We start from the raw sequence: 24550 nt of genomic DNA, 5'->3' as shown, positions 1-24550 counted from the left end.
TTCATATAAAAGCGACATTTCAGCTTGAGGATCGTTTTGAATACACAAGCATCATCGCAAGTCGATTTTCCCGCCATAAGATTGGGACTCGCAATGTGGTCACAAAACCATTGGCAACATACTGTTTATGGCCATAACGACCCCAACCAGCGGCTTGCTCGTTACGCTGAAATATTCAATACCGTTGAAGGCAACACCACGTTTTATGCTACGCCATCGATACAGCAAGCCCAAATTTGGCGTAATGCCGTTAATGACAACTTTCGTTTTACCTTTAAACTGCCCAAACTCATTACTCACGAATTAATGCTGCAAGACTCCAATATTGCAGTACAACAATTTTTTCGGCAATGGCACCATTAATCGACGTGACAGGCATGTGGAAAATTCAATTACCCGCCAGTTTTGGTGCACAACATCTGCCTATTTTAGCCCAGTTTTTAACACAAGTGCCCCAAGGATTAACCTATGGCGTAGAGGTTCGTCACCCAGCTTTTTTTGCCAAAGGTGATGCTGAGCGAGACCTTAACCGCTTGCTTATCGATAATAAATGCAACCGCATTATGATGGATACTCGGCCCGTATTCGCAGCACCGCCAACATCCGAAGCCGTCATTGACGCCCATCAAAAAAAGCCCAAAGTACCAGTGCACGCCATCGCCACTGCTCAACATCCGGTAGTACGTTTTATTGGCCACCCGCAAGCTGAAGCCAATGTGCACTTTTTTCAAAACTGGCTGAAACAACTGCCATTATGGATGGCCCAGGGCAAGCAGCCCTACTTGTTTATTCACACCCCAGACAATCACGATGCCCCCCTATTAGCTGTCGATTTATATCGGTTATTACAGCAACAATTAATCGATACCCCCGCCTCACTTAACGACATCAACTTACTGGCACAACATCAAGACGCGACCGCGCAAATGGGCTTTGATTTATAACGCAACAAAGATGATGAGCACATCAAGTTTTAACGACTTCACCTTACAGAATAATCAAAAATTTTATGATATTATCTGCGCCGATTAAGCCTGCCATTGCAGCGCGTTTATGTTGATAAAGGAACCGCTATGAGTGAATCTGCAACCCGTTTAAATAAATACATCAGCGAGAGCGGGATCTGCTCGCGCAGAGAAGCAGATCGCTTTATAGAGCAAGGCAATGTATTTATTAACGGCAAACGCGCAAAAATTGGCGACACGGTAAGTTTTGGTGACAAAGTAAAAGTGAATGGTCAGGACATTGAACCGCGTGACGAAGCAGATTTAGTGTTTATTGCCTTAAACAAGCCCGTCGGTATTGTGAGTACAACAGAAAGCACCGAGCGCGATAACATTGTCGATTTTGTTAACCACAGCGAACGGATTTTCCCGATTGGTCGTCTAGATAAAGACTCACAAGGGTTGATATTTTTAACCAACAATGGCGATTTAGTGAATAAAATTTTGCGCGCGGGCAATAACCACGATAAAGAATACGTGGTTACCGTTAACAAACCTATCACCGATGATTTTATTAAACGAATGGCCGCTGGTGTACCGATATTGGGTGTAGTAACCAAAAAGTGTAAGGTTGAGCAGGTTTCAACCTACGCCTTTAAAATTGTGTTGGTCCAAGGCCTTAACCGCCAAATTCGCCGCATGTGTGAATACTTCAACTATGAAGTCACCAAGCTTGAACGCCAATCGATTATGAATGTGTCACTCAAAGGATTACCCATTGGTGAATGGCGCGACCTAGACGAGCAAGAGCTCAGCACTTTAATGAAGTTAATCGAGCATTCATCTTCTGAAGTGAAAAAAGCCCCTCAAAAAGCCAAGAAGAAACCTTTAAAAAGTTTGCGCGACAAAATTGAAGGTCCAGAACACTTTATGCAAGGCCGAGGCAGCAAACCTAAAAAACCCACCGCGAATAAAGGTAAACCAAACCATTCGCGCAAACCTAAGCGTTAACGCTTCAGCAACACAAAAGGTCTATTGTAAAGAATAGGTGTTGCACAAAAAAACACCTGCTTTACCGTATGCAACAAGATAATTATGTTGTAGTATATTGCCTTGCTCGTTTTATTAGCAATAGTTAATGTTAAATATGACTTATAAACAGTGGTTTACACTATAACTTTGACAATGGCGTCATTTACATTTCAGCTTTTAAATATGCTTTATTATGCTCATAAAACATGCAGCCTTGAATACGACCAATGTTGCTGATATGTACAAAATGTTAATAGTATTCCATTAGAATAGTCAGGCTATATCAGCTAAAACATGGTCGATAACCGAAAAGTTCAAACAATATCGCAAAGGGATGCGGTATTTTGACACAAGGAAAGTAACATGTTCAGTAAGCATCTTCTTATTCTAGACCTCCCTCTGCATCTGCAAGCACCATTTCAGCACCTTGCAAACCTTATTGAATGCAACCTTATTTCATGCAGTTCTAGCAGTACTTCAGCAGAGCTAGCAACTATTGCTAACATTAAAAATAGTACCGCGATATTGATTCATTACCTTGATAACCCCCTTCAAAAAATAAGTTACCTGTCCAGAGATACACTCAAAAGCAACCGACATATCGCTTATTGCCCATCATTAAATACAGAGCTTGAAGTCATATTAATTGCATCTGGCTTTCATGGCGCAATAAGTGTCGATGAAAGCGTCGTTGATCAAATACAAAGTATAAAAAAAGTTGAAGACGGCGAGATTAGCTTTAGCGACAAAGCAGTATCTAAGTATATTTTACAAAAAAAACGCGTACCCTCTTCCGCTAACCGCGCTAAAATTCTCGCCGTCACCACAAAAAAAGAACAACAAATTTTATCCCTAATACTGCATGGGCTCACTAACGAAGAAGTCGCTAAAGAGCTCAACATTTCCGTTAATACGGTCAAAATGCACGTGCAAAATATTTATAAAAAAACCAAGATTAAAAATCGTGGCCAGCTATTTGCGTTCGCTGCGGGTTAATCAGTATCTTCTGTTCAATCACACTACATCGCTGTTGTATCCACAGTTTAACTTGCCTCATATTGAAAGTTGAGTATGACTGATGGATTTCGATGTATCACCTCATTGCGCAACTAATACAGCGTAATACCTACTAATGTAAGGACACATTAATGCATCATAAAAGTTTATTAGCTATTTTAATCTCTAGCACACTTCTTGTCGGTTGCAGCTCTGACGACGATAAAAGTACAGAAGTAACCCTGCCTGACTCAGGCACACCAACAACCCCTGTGTCAGAATATAACCATCAAATAGCTGGGTTAGCGGTTTATCAAGGGGCATTATCTGGCGCTACAGTGTGTGCAGATTTAAATAAAAACTTAAGCTGTGATAGTGATGAACCGTTTGCAATAACTGACGCGGAGGGTAATTATCAAATAGACTGGACGAGCGAAGTTGAAACCCCAAATTATTATTTAGTGGCTAACTGGCAAGCAGCGACAGCAACGCAAGCCATCCAGGCTCGCTCTTTGGCACTTAAGGTTAAAAACCCGACTAACCGAGCAGCACCAAAAGCAATTGTTGATGATGCAGGACAAGGAACATTAATCGCAAACCCACAATATAATGGCGCGATTAACAACCTGACACACATCAAGCAGTCTCGCGTAATAGAAATGATGAATCAAAATCTGTCTGACAGTGACATTAGTCAACTATCAACCGAGTTAGACGCGCTATTAGCTATTTTGTATCAATTAGATGCCGACACTTTATACTCAGTTTCCGCTGAAACGTCAGCCACAGCTAATTTTATGCGTATTGACTATGCCATTGCCTATTTACAACAAGTCATCGCGACTCAAATTCCAAACGTCATTGCAGCAGAAAAAATCCTTGCCGCGACTTATGCTGAGCTTTGGCAAATATTAAGTGATAGCGGCCTGTCTATCGAAGCGTTCTTCTCGGATGACACATTCACTTTAGCGGCTAATATACTCTTTAGTGACTCAGCCATCGCATTAGGGTTTACAGAATTACCTATCGATTCGCGTATTTTGTCACAAGATGATTGGGATATTGCGCTAGGTAATATCATTAATGAAAGCGGTTTTGCTAATACCTTATCACTGACTTTATCTTCTGATCTGAGTGCATTTTCTATGCAAAATGCCGACAACACAAAAATGTTAACCTGGATCTCCGCTCTGGCCGGTCAAGCCCTAGCATTTGAAGCCCCATTAGATGAAGACGATGACGAGCTTACCGAATGTTGGCACACAACAGACAAACGCTGGTATACAGAAGACAATGGCTCTGTCACCGAACCTAGCATTACAGGTAATACCTACAACACGGTTTATGCCGGCACGAATGTCCCTATTACTATCGACATCAATAAAATCACTAACGCCAACACCAGCGACTTTTGGCAGTCAGTGTTAAATACATCTCCAGAATTATTAAAATTAGACACATTAACCTGGCCAGATACGCTATACAGTTTAACGTTCACTCAAGTCGAAGATGTAATGTGCCGAGTAGTTGAAGATTATGAGACATACGCGCTATCAAGTTTTGTCACTGAAGAAACACTTTCAACAACAATGGTAGCCGAAGTCTTATTTGATTTTTATTTCCCGCTCGACATCATTATCGATGAAGAAGATCAAACCATTGCTTTGCTTGATAGCGATGGCAACATTGAACAACGTTATCAAATGACAAAAAGCACCAGTCCAAGTGATCAGTTATTAATTAAAGTCGCTGAAATCGTTGAAGGCACTGCACAGGATTATGTCTATCCAGACTACTTCTTATTTGTTGACCAACAGCTGATGAAAGTTGAACTCAATGAAAAAATGCAAACGTCTGCTTCTAACAATGTGTCAGTCACCTTTGACAATAACACTGGGTTTACTCAAACGTTATACCAACACTTATATGATCAGGTTAATCCACTGGTACTTTAACTCTAGTTGTGTCGTCTAATTTAAGGCGTTGTCACCGATAACAATAAACCCCATAAGCAAAAGCGAATGGGGTTTATTTTTGATGCTGCATTACAATTGCGCGTTAATAAAAATCACTCACATAGAATTTACTGCTCTTCTTGTGCTTGCATACGCTCAACATCTTCTTTGGTATAACCCATCGCATCAGAGATGTAACACATCTTAACCAGTTGGAACATTTGCACCAAACTACCCACCTGCCCGGCATGCATTTGTAAGTTTAATACTGCCATCGTAGCCGCCATTTCATCACCTGGTGCGACCGTACTGCTTAACTCAGATAAAGATTGATTCTTAGTCGCCACCTCATTAATAAGCTGATTATATTCAGTGACATTTTCAGGTGTATAACAGGTAGAGGTTTCAGGTAATTGCGCTAAAAACTGCTCATACTCTTTGACAAACAGCTTAGCTTGCACCAGCGTCTGTTCGCCTAGATCTTGTAACTCTGTCACCTTACCACTTTGAAATACTGCAGCAGCATTACCCGACTCCATAAGTTGATTAAAATCGTCCATTAACACTAATTGTTTTTCAGATATCACTTTTGCATCTTGGGCAATCGGTTTAGTTTTAGCCTCAAACGCATCAATAGCGCCTTGGTTGCTCGCCAATGTTGCAAAGCTCATTGTGGTAATGGCGGTAGTCATGACCACCAGCAAGCTGGCTTTTTTTAAAAATGATGAATGTTGCACTTGTTATCCTTAACAATTAACAGTGATATGATTACGTTTTGTAGACTTGTTCTACAAAACATCCCATGAATAAACTCATCGTACCTAGGGTCTGTTGATCTTTGCTGTTTGAATTTTGTTCGAGTTAAAAACGTTTTAATCGAGGCGAATGGATTGATGCCTAGCAATCTAAGCAAAATCCATTTAACAAAGAGTAAAACGTTTTTAGCCGAACCCTTCGGGCAGCGTTTGTTGGCCATTTTTACTGCGTTATCGACTTTTTATGTAGAATAACTACACCTCAAAGTCTCTGCCTTGTATAAATGGCCAACAATTCGCTGCAAAAATAACCTTGAAAGATCAACAGACCCTAGGCTTTTTAGCTGCTGCTAATAAGTAAACAGGAAAGGTAGACTCCTACAATAACGTAACAACCTTCCACTGGTTTTCTAAATAGGCTAGCTTGCAAGTCCCATAGCCTTGAATCGCTTCGTTAGTCTTTGGTGATATCGTGTCGAAACGGTATGGAACCCACAGCTCTAAGTCATGCCCACGCTGCTTAGCGTTGTCACTAACTAAACTGCTGCTAGAATTTTTAGCATCTTCGAACGCTAACGCCTCATTTTCATCTATTTGATAATTATCGATACCTAAATATGACACACCTAATTAAACAATTCTCTATTGCAGCACAACAGGTAGAAGCCAAAGGTGTTGGTGAGTACTCACCCATTGCTAATAACCTTGATGAAGCGGGACAAAAGCAAAACCGCCGAGTTGAACTGGTGATCCGCTCTGACAATAAATAAGCCTGTACCGCATAACACTGGCTAGATAAACTGCCAAAACATTCATGCTTATTATATCAAAATAGAAAGGTGGCCTAGGCTACCTTTCTGCTTTTATGTTTGTCTTTTTAATTACGAGCACCCGCTCGTAAGCCTAATGCTAAGTTAACCTTATACACTACTTAAGCAGCAATTGTGTGAGTAATTTCGCTTGAGTGAGTAACTCAACATCATCATGATGTTCACCATTGATGGTTAACTTAACTTGTGGGTTTTCTAAAAACTCACGCGCTTCTTCAGCGTTGTAAATGGTTGGGGTGATAATTTCATAACGTTGGTTGTTAGCCACATTTAACGTGAGATAAAGTGGCTTTGAGCGCACCCAATAACCTGAGTCATCGGCGTTATCTTGAAACAAATCCCGGTAATTGATTTCTACCAGTTGTTGACCGCGTTCAAGGCCGACAGTGCTATCAAGGCTAACACTCTCGCCATTGACGGTTTCGACAATAAACGAATCAGGCACAGTTAAACTGGAGGCCTGCGCTTGAACTCCAAATAATAAACTGAGGCTGATAATCGCTGTGCTAAAAACAGATTTAGGTGTCATTGCATTGCTAGTTAATAATTTCATGGGGTTGTCCTTTTAAAATGTTGCCTGGCCATCAAGCAAGTTGTATTGATTTAAAAGACCCCTCGAGTACAATTAATCTTTCAACAATGTTTGAATATCAATTTAAAGCTCTCTAACATCGCCCCAAAAACAATCTACTACACTTGTTTTAATAATAAAAAATTTTCTTCCATAAATAAGTATGCGCCCACTCACATTTACTTAAGCTTATTTAGCAATCTATTAAGCTGCATGATAGCGTGAACCTCATTTCTCAATTTTGATCTTAGTTTGCCGCTATGGCGATGATTTAGGTAAAAAATAAATATACGACTAAACTCATTAAAAGGAATTCAGTGCGTCATTTGTAACTTGAACAATGGCATTTTTAAGCCAAGTCAATGCGCACAACTTATAGTAATGGATGACAGGCTCTTTTATCTGCGGGGAACCAATGGATAGTTTTTTTAGCTTGATGAACAACGCAATACTCTTGCTCGCGCTAGTCGTGATATACGATGCAATTGGCTTGCAAAAAATAACCCCGTCTAAATACAAGTCTTTATTAAGTGGGGTTTTTATTGGCATCATTGCCATTAGTGTCATGAGTAATCCTTGGGAACTGCGCCCAGGGGTATTTTTTGATGCACGCTGGATATTACTGAGCATTAGCGGGTTATTTTTTGGATTCGTCCCCACGCTTATTGCAACCATATTTGCTGTAAGTTTTAGGGTTTACCTGGGTGGCGACGGAGTCTATGTAGGGACGTTCATTATTGTCATCAGCGCCATTAGCGGATTGTGTTGGCGTTACTGGCTAACAAAATCAAATACAAAGCTGACTTGGAAAAACATTTTAGCGTTAAGCGTGGCCGTAGAAGTGATTGTTATCATCTGTTTACTGCTCATGCCGGTATCAGATAGATATACCATTATTTCAACAATTAGCCCTACCTTATTAACCGTATTCACTGCATTGTCATTCTTACTCGGACTCCTACTGAAACATCGGATTGATGGTCAAAAGTTGGCCAGAGAGTTATTGCACCATAAACAGTTACTCGAAACTGAAAAAAACCTTTTACAAAATATCATCGACGGCATACCCGATTTGATTTTTTACAAATCCACTGATGGTAAATATCTCGGTTGCAATAAAGCATTTGCGAACGCATTAAATCGAACGTTAGATGAAATCAAGGGGCACACTGACCATGACTTCTTTAACACACTAAAAGCCAGCAAATTCACTAATGAAGACACTCAAGTATTAACGCATAAGGCAACCCTAGTTTATGAAGATAGAGTGACCTCCGACAATGGAATGGAGCATATTTATCGCACTCAAAAAACGCCATTCACCAATGTTGATGGCGATATTTTAGGGACTGTCGGAGTGAGCAACGATGTCGCAGAAAAACTGCATATCGAAAAACAATTACAGCGTAGTGAGTCCACTTACCACAATATTATTAGCACCGCCCAGGACGGTTTTTTAATTGCCTCGCTAGAAGGAAAGATATTAGAGGTAAACCAGAGTTTTGCCAATATGACAGGCTATACCACAGATGAATTAACTAGCCTGTCTGTTAATCAAATTGAAACCGATGATAAACACCAGTTTTCAACGCGAAAACTTGACCAAGCAAAACGTGAAAAACGCTTTAACTACACCTCATTACATAGACATAAACAAGGGCACCTTTATCATGTTGAAGTCACGGTCAGTTATTGGGACGGCGATAACGGCATGTTTTTCTGTTTTGTTAAAGATATTTCGGAGCGGATCGAGGCTGAGAAAAAACTCCTGCTTAGTGAATCTAAGTTCAGGCATATTTTTGAACGTATCCCGGCGATTTCAGTACAAGGATATGACAAAAATCGCTCAGTGATTTTTTGGAACAAAGCTAGCGAAAAACTGTATGGTTACACTCGGGAGCAAGCTCTGGGGAAAAAACTGGAGGATTTGATTATTCCCGCGCCATATAGACAGGATGTTATCAATAACGTTACATCATGGCTCAATGAGGGTATTCCAATTCCAGCAGAAGAGTTAATGCTTCAACGCGCAGATGGTACCAGCGTCCCTGTTTATTCCTCGCATACATTAATCAACAACACCGACAACGAAACGGAAATGTATTGTATCGATATTGACTTAAGCGCCCAGAAAAAAGCTGAAGAACAAGCACTAACCTTGTCACAAGCTATTGAGCAAAGCCCTATCTCGATGATTTTAACTGATACAGACAGTAAAATTGAATACGTTAACAGCGCCTTTGAAAAGATCACTGGTTACAGTGCTGCCGAAGTCTTAGGCCAGTTTACGAGTATGCTTAAATCGGGATTAACGCCCAAATCTTTGTATAGCGAACTATGGGAAAACATTACCTCCGGAAAGACTTGGCAAGGCGAACTGCAGAATAGAAAGAAAAATGGCGACATATTTTGGGAGCACGCCCACATTGTCCCTATTTTTGATAACGCTGGGATCACTAAACATTATTTAGCGTTAAAACAAGATGTTACTCAATACAAACAGCAAGAAGAAAAAATCCTTCATCAAGCCCATTACGACAGTTTAACCGGCTTACCTAACCGTTTATTGTCACTAGAGCGGCTCGCTCAAATGCTGTCACAAGGAAAACACGACAACAGCCAAGTCGCCGTATTATTTTTAGACTTAGACGACTTTAAAAAGGTTAACGACACCTTAGGGCACTCGGTGGGTGATGAGCTGTTAATACAAGCCGCTACCCGTTTGCAAAACACCATTCGCAGTGATGATGTTGTCGGGCGTCTTGGTGGTGATGAATTTATTATTTTACTAAGCGACATTCACCAACCAACAGATATTGAGATTGCGGCGAATAAATTGTTACAGCAATTCTACTTACCTTTCCAGCTGGAAAAACGAGAATTGGTATCCACCATTAGTATTGGTATTGCGCTTTATCCTAACGACAGTGTTGATGCAAAAGAGCTGCTTAGACAGGCAGACTCGGCGATGTACCACTCAAAAGAACAAGGCCGGAATACTTACACATTTTTCACTCATAAAATGAATAATGACATGCACCGCCGCCTTCAATTGGAAGAGTCGTTACGTAATGCATTAAAAAACAATGAGTTAGAGGTTTACTTTCAACCGCTGGTTGATATTCGTAATCGTAACATTATTGGTGCAGAAGCTTTATTACGCTGGCATAACCCTGAACTCGGTAATGTCACACCTGACGAGTTTATTCCAATCGCAGAGCAAACAGGATTAATCATTTCTATTGGGCAGTTTGTATTAGAAAACGCTTTTAGTGCCGCATACCATTGGCAAATGTATTATAACCGCCAATTTAAAATCGCGATTAATGTGTCACCAAAACAATTTAGAGAAAATAAATTTGTCGATATGCTTACAGCGACATTATCTCAATACGATATTCAGCCTAGTAGTGTAGAGCTCGAGATCACTGAAGGGGTATTACTCAGCGGCGACCAGATTATCAATAATAACTTAACGGCCATCAATAATATTGGTGTCAGTATTTCCATGGACGACTTTGGTACTGGTTACTCATCCTTAAGCTATTTGCGCAGTTATCCTTTTGACACCTTAAAAGTAGATAAAAGCTTTATTAATGACATTACCGTCGACCCGGGTGATTTAGAATTGGTGAGCGCCGCCATAGCAATGAGCCATGGATTAAACTTAAGAGTGGTTGCTGAAGGGATTGAAACAGAAGAACAATATCAATTACTTAATGCATTAAAATGCGATTACGGCCAAGGTTATTTGTTTAGCAAACCTCTGCCTCAAGCTGAATTTGAAGCGCTATTAGACGCACAACACGAACCTAAATAATACTGCCAACCCTTTTGACATAACGCAACAGCTAACCCCAAAGATGAGTTAGCCGTTGCGATAATGCCAGCAAAAGCTAACAGCCATTAAGCACTTTTCACTTTCCAGCTAACGGTTTCGCCAGCAAAAAACGGTACAATTGGGTTACCATTTGGCAAAATAATTTGCTCTGGTACTGTCCACTCTTGTTTTACTAACGTCACAGTCCCCGTGTTACGCTGTAAACCATAAAAGTCAGCACCATGGAAACTGGCAAAACCTTCCAGCTTATCTAGCGCGCCTAGATTATCAAACACCTGCGCATATAACTCTAATGCACTCCACGCACTGTAACAGCCTGCACAACCGCATGCAGACTCTTTACGGTGTTTTTCATGTGGGGCTGAATCGGTACCTAAAAAGAACTTGCTAGAACCCGTTGCCACCGCGGCTTGCAGCGCCTGCTGGTGAATGTTTCGCTTTAATACTGGCAAACAAAAGTTGTGCGGGCGCACACCACCGACTAACAAATCATTGCGGTTTAACAGTAAGTGTTGCGGAGTAATGGTGGCGGCCACGTTAGCTGATGCGCCAGCGACAAACTCGGCGGCTTCTTTGGTAGTGATATGTTCAAACACCACTTTAAGTTGAGGAATAGCTTCAACAATGCGAGATAAATAGCGGTCAATAAACAGCTTTTCACGATCAAAAATATCGATGTGCGACTCTGTCACTTCACCATGTACTAACAACAACATGCCTTGCTGAGCCATCACTTCAAATATGGGAAACAACGCATCTAATGCTTTTACTGCGGCATCAGAGTTAGTCGTGGCGCCTGCAGGGTATAACTTAGCGGCAACCACACCGGCGGCCTTAGCGTCGATAATATCTTGGGCGCTAGTGTTGTTGGTTAAAAACAGCGTCATTAGCGGCTCAAAATCACTACCCTGTGGGCGCGCTGCTAAAATGCGCTCACGGTAGGCCACAATCATGTCGGCATTGGTAACCGGTGGTACTAGGTTTGGCATCACAATCGCACGTTTAAACAACCTTGCTGTTGCGGGTACGGTTTCACGCAGCATGTCACCATCACGAAAATGAAGGTGCCAATCGTCTGGCGTTGTTAGGGTTATTTGCGTCATGTAGATTCCTAGTGCTACTACCAAAATTGCCGCTATTGTGCCTGAATTCGCTTTTTCTTAATAGATGCATAATTTGAACGCAGACTTTTCTATATCAAAAAATCATGCCATTTTTAATATAAAGTCGCGCGATTCATGTAGCGACAGACCATTAAAACCAGCGGTAACCCTCTATGTTATTATGTTGAAAGCATCTTTCTTATAGGGGAATTAAATTGTTAGCTAATGCCGGTTCTAGATTACTAATCAATGTGCACTTTATTACCGTCATCACGATAATGATGATTGTCTCTGGCTGCAATCAAGCTGAGGTGATGAAAACCTCCGACAATATTCAACCACTTGTTCAAGAAACGCTAATTGATGGCGTATTGTCTAACGATGCCAGTATGGCTATTACATTAGGCAGAAGCCGTACATTATCCATTTGGGATGTGGCAACAAGCCAACTATTACATCAATGGTCTGACGATGACTTTGATGAAACCAATTATCTGCTGGCGTTATCAGGTAACAAACAATTCCTTGCGACTGCTGGCAAACAAAAAATATCCGTTTTTAACCTTGAGACAGGCAAATTAGATATCCGTTGGCTCGCTCAGGGATTTAATCCCGACGCCAGTATTTCGAGCCTTTTTCTAAGCCAAACAGGCAGCACTATTTTGGTGGGGATGAATGATGGTTCAATTACAGTGATACAACGAAGTAGCATGACAATGTCATTGTTTAAACAACACAGCGCCGCAGTTAATCATGTTGAACTATCGGGCTTTGAACAGCAGGTATTATCGACTGGGCTTGATGGTGATGTACACATTTGGGCTGCTTATAGCGGTGAGTTAATCAGCAGTTTCTCACGTCCTCAGCAAATCACCAGCGTGAGTTTTGATGACGCTAATCGGCGCTTATTTATTGCCGATGCACTCGATAACAATGTCATTATCGATACCCAAACAATGCAGTCAGTAAGTCATCTAGATTACCTTGAACGCTATCGCTATTTTCGGCAGGCTTTATTCGTCAATCACGGCAAAAACTTAATTACCGCAACGTCAAAACAAAGTGTTATCTATTGGGATGCCTCATCAGGAAAAGAGCTTTCTCATTGGGATATCACCGCCTATAACGCTGGCACCACGGTATTTTCAATGGTAATGAAACCTGATGGTAAGCTATTGACCTTAAGCTCAGATGGCGCACTTGAGACGTGGAGCTTATAAGTTTATAAGCCACCGTTATAATTAAAATCATTACCGCATTATTTGATTTGTTAGTGTGGCTGATTGGTAATTGGCGCCTCATAGATGCTTGCAATGTTTGGCGTAAAATAATCTCGGATAGAATCAATATCATCACTAAACCATCACTAACACTCCCAATGCCAGCTTGATTTAGCACAGTGATAAAATCAGTATCGTAGAGTTGTCAGCTTTATGGGCTAGATCAAAGATCTGTTTGTATCTCAAACTCTATAAACAATAGAGCTTGCATGTGTGAACCACATTCAGTATATATAGCATATGCTAAAAATGAGGTGTCAAATGGCAAGACCTAAAATACCCCGAAACATATGCGGACAACCAGCCAACATTTGCTTTAAACCTAATGGTATTCCAATGACGCAATTGGAACAGGTGCCTCTAGCTGAGGACGAAATGGAAGCATTACGCTTAGTTGATTTGCTCGGTATGCAACAACAAGAGGCGGCTAAGTCGATGGGCGTATCTCGTCAAACACTGGCCAATTTAGTGAAAGCCGCAAGGCTCAAGGTGGTTGATAGCTTAATTAATGGCAAAGCATTGATGACAAAAAGCATCAACTAAATCAGCAGTACAGTAAACACGTAATGGCGTGAATAGGTAAGGCTAATGCAAGCAGTATTAAAAGACTCTGGCCTCAAAGTAACTCATCAAAGATGTAAATTGCTCGAATTTATCAACCAAGTTGATGAGCAGCATTTAACAGTAGAGAATATCTATCAAGGTATTAACGCACAAGGTGAGAGCATTGGACTCACCAGTGTTTACCGGATGATGTCTGATTTTGAGCAAGCAGGCCTTGTGACTCGTCGTTTGCTTGAATCTGAGAAAACGATTTACGAGCTCAGCAATAAACCACGCCATGATCATTTAATTTGCCTAACTTGCGGCAAGGTCATTGATTTTGTCGACCCGCTAATTGAACTGCGTTTAAGCTTAGCTGCTGAGCATCATGGTATGAGCATTCATCACCACAGCCTTAATATGTATGGCCAGTGCTTTGAGTGTCAAAAAGCACATCAAAACGAATCGATTACCTAAAACCTATTGCGCATTATACATCGGTTTTATGACTTAATTTACTGGAGAAAAGCATGACAAAAATAGTGATTATTGGTGGCGTTGCCGGTGGTGCATCTGCAGCAGCAAGAGCAAGACGAGTATCTGAAACCGCTGAAATTATTATGTTAGAACGTGGCGAGTTTGTATCATTTGCCAACTGTGGCCTGCCTTATCATATTAGTGGCGAGATAGAATCAAGAGATGCGCTATTACTGCAAACGCCCGAAAGCTTTAAATCGCGCTTTAATGTTGATGTGCGAGTATTAAACGAAGTGATCACTATTGATCGCCAGGCTAAACAACTGACAGTACGCAATCTTGCAACCAATGAAACCTACCAAGAATCTTATGATAAATTGCTGCTAAGCCCTGGTGCCTCACCAATTAAACCGCCACTGCCAGGGATTGATAGCCACTTTGTTCATAGCCTGCGTAATATTCCCGATATGGATAAAGTCCTATCCACCTTAATGTTGCATAAGCCCAAACATGCCACGGTTGTGGGTGGTGGATTTATTGGTTTAGAAATGGTCGAGGCACTACGCCATGTTGGTTTAAAGGTCAGTTTACTTGAACTTGCCGACCAAGTTATGGGCTCGTAGACCTTGAAATGGCCAATATGCTGCACCAAAAGTTAGTGGATAACGGCGTTGATTTACGTTTAAAAACCGGGCTAGCTGCCATAACAGAATGCCCTATTCAATTGACTGAATCAGACAACACGGATGACTACGATAAACCTTTATCACCACATTTTCATTTGCAATTAGCCTTAAGTGATAACACAACACTCGCCACCGACTTAGTGATTTTAGCCATTGGTGTTAAACCAGAAACCAGCTTGGCGTCGGCATGCGGCCTTGAGTTAGGTCAGCTCGGTGGTATTCGAGTTGATGACGAAATGCGCACCTCAGACGCCGATATTTTTGCCGTTGGTGATGCCATAGAGACCGCTGACTTTGTCACTGGTAACCCAACGTTAATCCCACTTGCGGTGCGCTAACCGACAAGGGCGTTTAGCAGCCGATAACATGTTAGGTGCAAATATAAAGTATCGCGCCACTCAGGGTACTGCTATTTGTAAGCTATTTGACATGGCCATAGCGTCTACTGGACTCAATGAAAAGACCTTGCTCAAAAAAGCCATTCCATTTGAAAAAATTTATGTACATACCGCCAGCCACGCCAGTTATTACCCTGGTGCTCACCCTATTACGTTAAAACTGTTATTTAGCCCAGATAATGGCACAATTTTAGGCGCTCAAGCGGCAGGATTAGATGGCGTAGACAAGCGAATTGACGTGCTAGCCGTGGCACAACGTGCTGGTATGACAGTATATGACTTAGCCGACCTTGAGCTGACCTATGCACCGCCATTTGGTTCGGCGCGCGATGTGGTTAACCAAGCGGGTATGGTGGCTGCAAACGTATTGTTAGGTGATGAACAGATTTGTCACACTCAAGATTTCGTTAACTTAAGTGCAAATCAAATCATCGTCGATATTCGCAATCCTGGTGAATTAACCACTGCAGGGGCTATTGGTGGCGCGATGAATATGCCACTGCCACAACTGCGTGACCGACTTAATGAGCTTCCAAAAGACAAAGAGTTATTGGTATTCTGTCAGGTTGGTTTACGTGGACATGTTGCTTATCGCATGCTCACTCAACACGGCTTTAAGGTGCGTAACCTCACGGGCGGTTACAAAACCTTCCAAATGGTCAACGCTCGCTTTTAACTTAAGAGTTATACCAACTCACTAAAACAAAAGCAGCAACAAAAAACCAGCCCGCAGGCTGGTTTTTTATTATTCCTCAATATTGGCTCCAAGCCAACAAGGGCGATTAGGCTTGTGGGCGCATCGCTGGGAATAAAATCACGTCACGAATAGTATGAGTGTTAGTGAATAACATCACTAAACGGTCGATACCAATACCTTGACCCGCTGTTGGCGGTAAGCCGTGCTCAAGGGCTGTGATATAGTCTGCATCGTAGAACATGGCTTCGTCATCGCCTGCATCTTTTGCATCGACTTGTGCTTTAAAGCGGTTGTCTTGATCTTCTGCATCGTTAAGCTCGCTAAAGCCGTTAGCCACTTCACGACCACCAATAAAGAACTCAAAACGGTCTGTAATGAAATCGTTGTCATCGTTACGACGTGCAAGCGGTGAAATGTCTGCTGGGTAACCGGTAATGAACGTAGGTTGCATTAACTTAGGCTCTGCGGTTTCACCAAAAATTTCTTCTAGTAGCTGACCACAAGTCCAGAATTTTTCTAACTTGATGCCTAAGCTCTTCGCTAAATCACGCATAAATTCAACGTCTTTAACTTGCTCGTAGGTCATTGCTTGAATAGTAGCGTTATCTGGATTGTACTTTTGAATGGCTTCTAACATGCTTAAACGCGCATAAGAGCTACCAAAGTCAACAGTGTGCTCACCGTATGGCATTTGTGCACTGCCTAATAATTCAATGGCGATTGAACTGAGCATCTCTTCAGTTAGGTCCATTAAATCTTTGTAATCAGCGTACGCCATATAGAATTCCATCATGGTGAATTCAGGGTTATGACGTGGTGATAAGCCTTCGTTACGGAAGTTACGGTTAATTTCGAACACACGCTCAAAACCACCAACCACTAAACGCTTAAGGTATAGTTCTGGCGCGATACGTAAATACATTGCCATGTCTAATGCGTTGTGATGAGTGACAAATGGACGTGCAGATGCACCACCAGGAATAACATGCATCATTGGGGTTTCAACTTCCATGAACTCTTTTTTGATCATAAAGTTACGAATAGCAGCAACCACTTTAGAGCGCATAACAAATGCATTGCGCGATTCTTCGTTCACGATCAAATCAACGTAACGCTGACGGTATCGGGTTTCCTGGTCGGTTAACCCGTGGAATTTTTCTGGTAATGGACGCAATGCTTTAGTCAGCAACTGGTATTCTTCCATGTTGACATACAAGTCGCCTTTACCCGATAAATGCAGCTGACCTTTAACACCGATAATGTCACCAATATCTAAACCTTGATAACGCTCTTTTAAGTCGCCTTGTACTGGCTTGCCAGCATAGGCTTGAATACGACCAGACACGTCTTGAAGCACTAAGAATGGACCACGTTTAGCCATAATACGACCGGCTATACTGGTTTGAAAACCTAACGCTTCTAGAGCTTCTTTAGTTTGTTCACCATATTGCGCCTGCAGTTCAGCGGCTTTATGGCTACGTTGCCAGGTATTAGGATGAGCATTTGCAGGGCAGCTTGTACGGATGTGTTCGAGTTTGGCGCGGCGCTCTGCAATCAGTTTGTTTTCATCTTGTACGTGTTCGGTCATGTTATATTCTCGCGTTTACTCGCCACACTTAAATGCATGACGAAAAAAGTTAATTTTTAAAGTCCTGATTTTAGGCTGGCTTCAATAAACTTATCTAAATCACCATCCAACACAGATTGAGTATTACGATTCTCAACCCCTGTACGTAAATCTTTAATTCGCGCATCGTCTAATACGTATGAACGGATTTGACTGCCCCAGCCAATGTCAGATTTAGCATCTTCAGCGGCTTGCTTATCAGCATTTTGCTTATGCATTTCTAACTCGTATAGCTTAGCTTTTAATTGCTTAAAGGCTGAGTCACGGTTTTTATGCTGCGAGCGATCGTTTTGACATTGCACAACGGTATTGGTTGGCAAGTGAGTAATACGTATCGCTGAATCCGTTTTGTTAACGTGCTGACCACCGGCACCCGAGGCGCGATAGGTATCAATACGTAAATCAGATGGATTAATCTCGATTTCAATATCGTCATCAATTTCTGGGTAAACAAATACCGAGCAAAAAGACGTATGACGCTTACCTGATGAGTCAAACGGTGACTTACGCACTAAACGATGCACGCCCGTTTCGGTGCGCATCCAGCCAAAAGCATATTCGCCAGTAAATTTAATCGTTGCGCCTTTAATACCCGCAACATCACCGTCGGTGACTTCCATTAATTCTGGGCTATAGCCGTGGGCTTCGCCCCAACGCAAATACATGCGCAATATCATGTTGGCTTCAATCTTGAGCTTCAGTACCGCCCGAACCAGATTGAATATCTAAATAACAATTTGAGGCGTCATTTTTACCCGAAAACATCCGGCGGAATTCTAAGTCAGCTAAACGAGAATCTAAAGTTTTTAGCTCCTCTGAAGCATCGTTAAAGGTTTCTTCGTCATCTTCTTCGATGGCTAATTCAAGCAATCCTTCGATGTCTTCAAGACCTGCGTCCATATCATCAATGGTTTTAACAACCGCTTCTAGTGCGGCGCGCTCTTTACCCAGTGCTTGAGCACGTTCAGGTACGTTCCACACTTCAGCACTTTCTAGTTCTCGACTGACTTCTTCTAAACGCTCACTTTTAGCAGCGTAGTCAAAGATACCCCCGAAGTAACTCAGTACGTTCAGCGAGCTCTTTGATTTTGAATTTTACCGGATTAACTTCAAACATGAATATTCAACTTAAATTAGCAGTTAACAAAAGGTGCAACGGCGCATTTTACCCCATGATACGCGCTAAACCTAGACCGAAAGGCCGATTATTAACAAACTAATGGCGAATAAATTTCAACAGTGCGAACACTCGGTCAATATGCTTTTTTGTATAAAAAAATGAACCCACCAGGAGTTCATTTCTATAAAACGTAAACCTCGTTAATTAGTACACTAAATTTTGAACTGACCCACCAACTTAGCGAGGGTTTGCCCTTCGTTAGCAACATCTTTACAAGCCCCAGATGCATCTTGGCTGGCGGCTAATAACGAGTTAACGATTTCTTGCACCGAGTTAACGTTGCGGTTAATTTCTTCAGTTACTGAGCTTTGCTCTGTTGCAGCTGTCGCAATCTGGGTACTCATATCATTAATGCTGGTGACTGAAGTGGTGACAGCACCTAGGCTTTCAGATATTGCACGTGACGATTCAACCGAGCTCAAACAGCTTGTTTGGCTTTCTTGCATGGTCTGCACGGCTTTAGTCACTAATTTATGCAACTGCGATAGCATGTCATTAATTTCTACCGTGCTGCTTTGGGTACGGCTAGCGAGGTTTCTCACTTCATCAGCCACCACCGCAAACCCACGCCCTTGCTCACCTGCACGCGCCGCTTCAATGGCTGCGTTTAACGCCAATAAGTTAGTTTGTTCAGCGATGCCACCAATCACACTCAACACAGAATTAATTTTTTGTGATTGCTCACTTAAGGATTTAACATCTTCAGCGGCATTATCAATTTGTTTCATTAAATTAGAGACTTCAGTCAATGAGGTATCGACACACTCTTGTGCTTTAGACACATCGCCTGAGGCAGTGTGCGTTGCATCTGCCACCATACTGGTATTGTGTGCCACATCATTTGCGGTAGCTGACATCTCAGTAATGGCAGTAACAATTTGGTCAATTTCATTATTGTGGCTATAAAGCTGTTCGGTCATTGAAGCCGTTTGAACACTAATACTTTGTGCGCCGTGTTTGACTTTATCAGTCGCGCCGGCTACATCGCCGATAATCGTTTGCAGCTTATCAACAAATAAATTAAACGCACTGCCTAGCTGGCCAATTTCATCTTCGCTAGCCACATCTAAGCGTTTGGTTAAGTCACCTTCACCTTGGGCTATATCGTTAAGTGAATTAGCCATATTTTGGATAGGCACAACTAACTTGTGCGCCATAATGATTACCACAAATGCGGTAATACCCGTTAAGCCGAGCGCCATCATTAAAAACATCAGCGCTTTGGTGTTCATCCGCTCTTCTTTTTCATCGTGAAATGTGGCTATAGATTGCTCGATATCATCAATATATGCCCCTGTACCTAACATCCAGTTAGTATTAGGCACCATCACGGCATAACCTAGTTTTTCGATTAACTTATCTGAGCCGGGCTTTTGATAATAATATGAAAAAATACCATCGCCAGATTTAGCGGCATTTAATAACCCGACAATAATTTTAGTGCCATTAGGGTCAGCCATATGGATTTTATTTTGCCCTTCCAACTCTGGAGTAGTTGCATGGAAAATATTGACCCCAGCAGTGTCATAAATATAAAAATAACCGGCACTACCAAAGCGTAAATCGCGTAATGCCTGGTTAACATTTCCGTCGCTTCCAAGCGAAAGCTGATGCTCAACAACGCCTTGGGCAATTTCGGTTGCTTCAGCAAGTTGGGTCTTTCGTTCTGCGATTAATTCGCCGCGAAATTGGGCAATATCATTTTTTAACGAGGTACCTTCATTAACATAAAACAGACTCAGTAATACCGCTAAAATTAGCGATAAAGGGATTAGTGATAACCCCAAAAGTTTATTGCGTAGGGAGGATTTCAGCATAGTTGAATCAACCTATAGAGTAATTGTAAATTAAGTATAGATGTTTATGATTTGTAACCAAACATTCTCAACAAATAAAGTGAAATATATCCCAAAATGACAAAAAATGAATAACCACTACAGCATAGTGAGTGACGCTCCGATAACTGCAAATCCTAGCACCAACCACACAATACTCGGTTTAAAAATTTTCAATACACTAAAGCCTACAATCACCATTGCCATATCGAGCGGCATAATCACCGCACTGGTAAATACCGGTTGATAAAGCGCTGCAAGTAATAACCCCACAACGGCAGCATTAACGCCGGTTAGTGCACCAGCAATGTGAGGGCATTGACTAATCGCGTGCCAACTTTTTAAGCCCACCAGCATCAGTAAAAAACCCGGTAAAAAAATCGCTAAGGTCGCCACAATAGCGCCGAGTATAGGAGATTCTAGCCACATGTCTGCACCTAAAAAGGTGGCCAGAGTAAACATCGATCCAGGGATCGCTTGCGCAAGCGCATAACCTGTCAAAAATCTATCTGGGGTAATGTAGTCGCCAACGCTTGCTTCAAGTAATGGCAGCACCACATGACCACCACCAAAAACCAGGCTACCCACTTGAAAAAACTGCGCAAAAATTTGCCCTAGACTATCATCATGGCCGATTAAATACAGTGACCCCACTAAGCCAAAAATAAATATGGCCAGCCAGCGATAATCAAGCGAGATTTGAGGAGTCTCTGGGGTCATGTTTTCACCGCGAGTCAGTAATATCACCCCAGCAATGGCGGCAACAATAAGCACGGCTATTTGAGTTAACATCGACGGCATAACTACAATAACAACCGCTGTTACTGCCATTAGCACCTTAGCCGTTTTACGCTGACAAAACTGATTAAACATTGATAACGTGGCATCAGCAACCACCACAACAGCCAACAATTTTAAACCATGAATAACGCCTTGCACTGCGGTAATCTCTAACCATTGTGCGCTAGTTACCGCAAACAAAAACAACAGCAAAAACGACGGTAAAGTAAAACCTAAAAACGCGGCGAGCCCGCCCAGTAAGCCACCTTTATGGTAACCAATTGCAAAGCCGACTTGGCTTGAACCCGGGCCTGGCATAAATTGGCTTAAGGCAACAAAACTGGCGTATTGCTTACCATCTAACCATTGCAAATCTTCAACAAATGTTTTTCTAAAATAGCCAATATGTGCCGCATAGCCACCAAAACTGATTAAGCCTAATGCTAAAAAACGACTGAAGATTTGCCACATCGCCCGAGATCCTTTTTATGTTGAACCATCATTTTATGACATAAAAGTGACAATTTCATGACCGCGCTACTGTTAACTTACTGTTTTTCTAACATGACTAACACTTCAAAATGTTCAGTATGCGCAAACATATCAAACAATTGTACTTTGGTGATTTGATAGCCTTCAATATTGGCTAAGTCACTCACTAACGTATGAGGATTACAACTAGAATACACTATGGCTTGAGGCGCAAAATGGCTCAGTGACTGACACAATGCCTCACCTAATCCTCGACGTGGAGGATTAACAATAATCAAATCAGGTTTGTCTTGCTCAGCTTGACCTTGGGCAAATTTTGTTGAGTCAAGTGCACTAAAATCAACATTGGTTAGCCCTAGCTTTTTAGCTGATAGTTTGGCGCATTCAATCGCTTCGGCTTCAATTTCAATACCCGTTAAGCGTATGTGTTTATCGGCACAATGCAGACCAAAGCCCCCTACGCCGCAAAACAAATCCCATATGTAACTAGGGTTAAATTCAGCCACCCACTCCCGAGCGTTTTGATATAACTGTGCTGCCACCTCTGGATTGGTTTGAAAAAAGCTTTTAGGGCGAATAAAAAGTGGCACATGATTAAACTGGTCTTCTAAACGAGTCGCCTCAGTTAAAAAGATTTCTTGCTCGCCTTCCAATATCGCCATGTGTACAGGCTGGATGTTGACAGACACTAACGCTATAGCAGGAAACTCTTGTAAAAGCTGCGGTAACTCGCGTTCGATCCGAGCAATGGCTTGCTCGCTGCGCAGCACAAAACGCAACATAAATTGGCCGTACTTTTGGCTGCGTGTCAGTAAGATGTATTTTAGTTCACCTTTGGCTTTGTCGACACGATATGGCGGTAAGCCCGCTTGTTGCACAAAACGCTCTAACCGATGCAGCAGCGTTTGCATATCATGCGGATACAAGCTGCAATCACACAAACTGACAGCCTCACCTTGCGGATTAACCAAACCTAAAATAGGTTGATGCGCCGCGCCTAACACCACCATTTTTGCCTTATTACGAAAACCAGACTCGGCACTCAACACCGGTGGTAGCCATTTGCCTACCGCTAACTCACCAAATAGCGCCACAAGTTGCTGTTGTTTAATGGCAATTTGTTGTGCCATTGGTTGCACAATATTGCGACATGATAAACAATCACCACGCTGAAAATAATCACATTTCACAGCTTGTCGCCTCGCCCGAATTCAGCATGGCATAAGCCTGATCGCACAATTGTTTAAGTTGGGCGAGATCGTCAAGCGTTCCGCCAACTTTACAACGCATTTGCTCTGGAACCGCTAACGCTTGATGATGTAACTCACGTCCTGCTTCGGTAACGTGCAATACTCGTACGCGCTCATCTAATTCGCTGCGGCCACGGCTGACTAACTCTTTGGCCTCAAGGCGTTTAAGTAATGGTGTTAACGTACCAGAATCTAGATGGAGCTTTTCACCTAAGGTTTTCACGCTAATACCTGGCTCTTGCCAAAGCACCATCATGACTAAATATTGCGGATAAGTGAGTGACAGTTCCTCAAGTAGCGGTCTATAGGCGCGGATCATGGCATTGGTCGCACTATACAATGAGAAACAAACTTGGTTTTCAAGTGCTAATGGATTCTGGGCAGTTTTAGATCCGCTTACCATGGGGGTTTTAGTCGTCATAGGCTATACTCAATTAATAAATAAAAGTCGCAACACATCATTTAATCAATGGCCTTATTGTAACACATGTTGATTGTGCGCAATCTATATTGGTTATGATATTTTGCTCAAGTTGTTACGGCAAAAGCCGATAACTAAACATCATATGAATCTGAGGGGAAAACATGACTATCAGTGTGAATGCACCATCTTCGATGCCAACGACGATTGATTCAGGAAACAGCCTGAAAGTGGCTGTGATGGCAAAAGATCAACAAGAAGTTGAAGGTCAAATGGCACTACAGCTTATTGAAGCCGCAGCACCACAACCAGTCGGCAATAGCGGTCATAATATTAATACCACGGCATAGCAACATAGTGCATAAAAAAACCTAGAGCCAGCAGATCTTTGCAAAAACAACCTTAAAAGATCTACAGACCCTAGCTGTTTTTTGTTTTTAAGGCGACTTAGGGGTTAATAACGTAACCATTTCAGCGCATCGTTTTGCTCTTCAAAATACTTCATTTCACCAGAAATAAACCAACTGCCCATTTTTGCAGCCCATTCATGCCAGCCTTTATTGCCCCATATGGCTACGCGTTCAAATTCAGACTGATGCTTTAATCCCAGCTTTAAATCATCCCAGGCTGCACGTAAATCCCAGCCCTCAAGTTCAGTAGCATCCAATAACAAACTGATTTTGGGTTGTTCGACTTGGCTAAGCGCACCTTCAAGCATTGGCGTTATCACCAGATAATCCTCATGGGTTAGGGTACCCACAGCTTTAAGTGTCACAAAGAAAACATTCTCGATACGGTTTATGCCAATCGACAAACCATGTTTTTTAATACTCATACCCCACTCCTTAGTAATATAA

At 42.0% G+C, this 24550-nt stretch carries 19 protein-coding genes and 4 pseudogenes; 12 read left to right on the top strand and 11 right to left on the bottom strand.

What is annotated here, in order from left to right; translation table 11 throughout:
* The first annotated feature begins 93 nt into the window (after window positions 1–93).
* The 4 genes and pseudogenes from N4T56_RS01000 (at window position 94) to N4T56_RS00985 (ending at window position 4927) form a co-directional block, all read left to right on the top strand.
* A pseudogene (locus N4T56_RS01000) lies at window positions 94–944 on the top strand (DUF72 domain-containing protein).
* Window positions 945–1073: 129 nt separating this feature from the next.
* Window positions 1074–1955, top strand: coding sequence for a 23S rRNA pseudouridine(2604) synthase RluF (gene rluF, locus N4T56_RS00995; protein ID WP_261731919.1), 882 nt, complete (start codon window positions 1074–1076; stop codon window positions 1953–1955).
* A gap of 384 nt (window positions 1956–2339) precedes the next feature.
* Window positions 2340–2972, top strand: a complete 633-nt coding sequence (locus tag N4T56_RS00990; protein ID WP_261731918.1) for a response regulator transcription factor — start codon at window positions 2340–2342, stop codon at window positions 2970–2972.
* 152 nt (window positions 2973–3124) lie between these two features.
* Window positions 3125–4927, top strand: coding sequence for a hypothetical protein (locus N4T56_RS00985; protein ID WP_261731917.1), 1803 nt, complete (start codon window positions 3125–3127; stop codon window positions 4925–4927).
* Between the two features lie 128 nt (window positions 4928–5055).
* On the opposite strand, the gene N4T56_RS00980 is transcribed toward N4T56_RS00985, so the two are convergent.
* Complete coding sequence (locus N4T56_RS00980) at window positions 5056–5664, bottom strand: hypothetical protein (RefSeq protein ID WP_261731916.1); 609 nt, start codon at window positions 5662–5664, stop codon at window positions 5056–5058.
* A 156-nt stretch (window positions 5665–5820) separates the two neighbouring features.
* Here N4T56_RS00980 and N4T56_RS22625 point away from each other — a divergent pair.
* Window positions 5821–6036 (top strand): annotated as a pseudogene (locus N4T56_RS22625) (hypothetical protein).
* 24 nt (window positions 6037–6060) lie between these two features.
* On the opposite strand, the gene N4T56_RS00970 reads toward N4T56_RS22625, so the two are convergent.
* Window positions 6061–6306: a hypothetical protein gene (locus tag N4T56_RS00970; RefSeq protein ID WP_261731915.1), complete on the bottom strand. Its 246-nt coding sequence runs from the start codon at window positions 6304–6306 to the stop codon at window positions 6061–6063.
* On the opposite strand from N4T56_RS00970, the gene N4T56_RS00965 reads away from it, so the two are divergent.
* On the top strand, window positions 6300–6452 hold the full coding sequence (locus N4T56_RS00965; RefSeq protein ID WP_261734899.1) for a hypothetical protein: 153 nt from the start codon (window positions 6300–6302) through the stop codon (window positions 6450–6452). The two genes, N4T56_RS00970 and N4T56_RS00965, sit on opposite strands and share 7 nt — an antisense overlap.
* Window positions 6453–6609: 157 nt before the next feature.
* On the opposite strand, the gene N4T56_RS00960 is transcribed toward N4T56_RS00965, so the two are convergent.
* Entirely contained in the window at window positions 6610–7065 is a 456-nt protein-coding gene (locus N4T56_RS00960) for a DUF2057 domain-containing protein (protein WP_261731914.1), read from the bottom strand.
* A 433-nt stretch (window positions 7066–7498) separates the two neighbouring features.
* Here N4T56_RS00960 and N4T56_RS00955 point away from each other — a divergent pair, with 433 nt between their 5' ends.
* Window positions 7499–10903 (top strand): EAL domain-containing protein, encoded by a 3405-nt coding sequence (locus tag N4T56_RS00955; protein ID WP_261731913.1) that lies wholly within the window; start codon window positions 7499–7501, stop codon window positions 10901–10903.
* 86 nt (window positions 10904–10989) lie between these two features.
* On the opposite strand, the gene pyrC is transcribed toward N4T56_RS00955, so the two are convergent.
* Window positions 10990–12027 carry a dihydroorotase gene (gene pyrC, locus N4T56_RS00950; protein ID WP_261731912.1) on the bottom strand — a complete coding sequence of 346 codons (1038 nt, stop codon included), beginning with the start codon at window positions 12025–12027 and terminating at the stop codon, window positions 10990–10992.
* A gap of 215 nt (window positions 12028–12242) precedes the next feature.
* On the opposite strand from pyrC, the gene N4T56_RS00945 reads away from it, so the two are divergent.
* From N4T56_RS00945 to N4T56_RS00930, 4 genes and pseudogenes are all read left to right on the top strand, one after another.
* Window positions 12243–13247, top strand: coding sequence for a WD40 repeat domain-containing protein (locus N4T56_RS00945; protein WP_261731911.1), 1005 nt, complete (start codon window positions 12243–12245; stop codon window positions 13245–13247).
* Window positions 13248–13547: 300 nt separating this feature from the next.
* Window positions 13548–13850 (top strand): DUF134 domain-containing protein, encoded by a 303-nt coding sequence (locus tag N4T56_RS00940; RefSeq protein ID WP_315902994.1) that lies wholly within the window; start codon window positions 13548–13550, stop codon window positions 13848–13850.
* 45 nt (window positions 13851–13895) lie between these two features.
* Window positions 13896–14327 (top strand): transcriptional repressor, encoded by a 432-nt coding sequence (locus N4T56_RS00935; RefSeq protein WP_188738216.1) that lies wholly within the window; start codon window positions 13896–13898, stop codon window positions 14325–14327.
* A gap of 53 nt (window positions 14328–14380) precedes the next feature.
* A pseudogene (locus tag N4T56_RS00930) lies at window positions 14381–16087 on the top strand (FAD-dependent oxidoreductase).
* 106 nt (window positions 16088–16193) lie between these two features.
* On the opposite strand, the gene lysS reads toward N4T56_RS00930, so the two are convergent.
* From lysS to N4T56_RS00900, 6 genes and pseudogenes are all read right to left on the bottom strand, one after another.
* Window positions 16194–17696: a lysine--tRNA ligase gene (gene lysS, locus N4T56_RS00925; protein WP_261731910.1), complete on the bottom strand. Its 1503-nt coding sequence runs from the start codon at window positions 17694–17696 to the stop codon at window positions 16194–16196.
* 56 nt (window positions 17697–17752) lie between these two features.
* A pseudogene (gene prfB, locus N4T56_RS00920) lies at window positions 17753–18852 on the bottom strand (peptide chain release factor 2).
* A 215-nt stretch (window positions 18853–19067) separates the two neighbouring features.
* A complete protein-coding gene (locus tag N4T56_RS00915; RefSeq protein WP_261731909.1) occupies window positions 19068–20732 on the bottom strand; it encodes a methyl-accepting chemotaxis protein in 1665 nt (554 codons plus the stop codon).
* Between the two features lie 117 nt (window positions 20733–20849).
* Complete coding sequence (chrA, locus tag N4T56_RS00910; RefSeq protein ID WP_261731908.1) at window positions 20850–22001, bottom strand: chromate efflux transporter; 1152 nt, start codon at window positions 21999–22001, stop codon at window positions 20850–20852.
* A gap of 77 nt (window positions 22002–22078) precedes the next feature.
* Window positions 22079–23212 (bottom strand): 23S rRNA (uracil(747)-C(5))-methyltransferase RlmC, encoded by a 1134-nt coding sequence (gene rlmC / locus N4T56_RS00905; protein ID WP_261731907.1) that lies wholly within the window; start codon window positions 23210–23212, stop codon window positions 22079–22081.
* On the bottom strand, window positions 23202–23693 hold the full coding sequence (locus N4T56_RS00900) for a MarR family winged helix-turn-helix transcriptional regulator (protein WP_261731906.1): 492 nt from the start codon (window positions 23691–23693) through the stop codon (window positions 23202–23204). Before N4T56_RS00900 ends, rlmC begins: the two co-directional genes overlap by 11 nt.
* A 164-nt stretch (window positions 23694–23857) precedes the next feature.
* Between N4T56_RS00900 and N4T56_RS00895 the strand changes: the two genes are divergently transcribed.
* On the top strand, window positions 23858–24043 hold the full coding sequence (locus N4T56_RS00895) for a cytoplasmic protein (protein ID WP_261731905.1): 186 nt from the start codon (window positions 23858–23860) through the stop codon (window positions 24041–24043).
* A gap of 104 nt (window positions 24044–24147) precedes the next feature.
* Here N4T56_RS00895 and N4T56_RS00890 read toward each other — a convergent pair whose 3' ends face one another.
* Window positions 24148–24528 (bottom strand): SpoIIAA family protein, encoded by a 381-nt coding sequence (locus N4T56_RS00890; RefSeq protein ID WP_188918681.1) that lies wholly within the window; start codon window positions 24526–24528, stop codon window positions 24148–24150.
* Window positions 24529–24550: the final 22 nt, after the last annotated feature.

The organism is Shewanella phaeophyticola (assembly GCF_025398315.1).
Taxonomy (GTDB): Bacteria; Pseudomonadota; Gammaproteobacteria; order Enterobacterales; family Shewanellaceae; genus Shewanella; species Shewanella phaeophyticola.
This window is presented reverse-complemented; position numbering and strand designations above follow the sequence as displayed.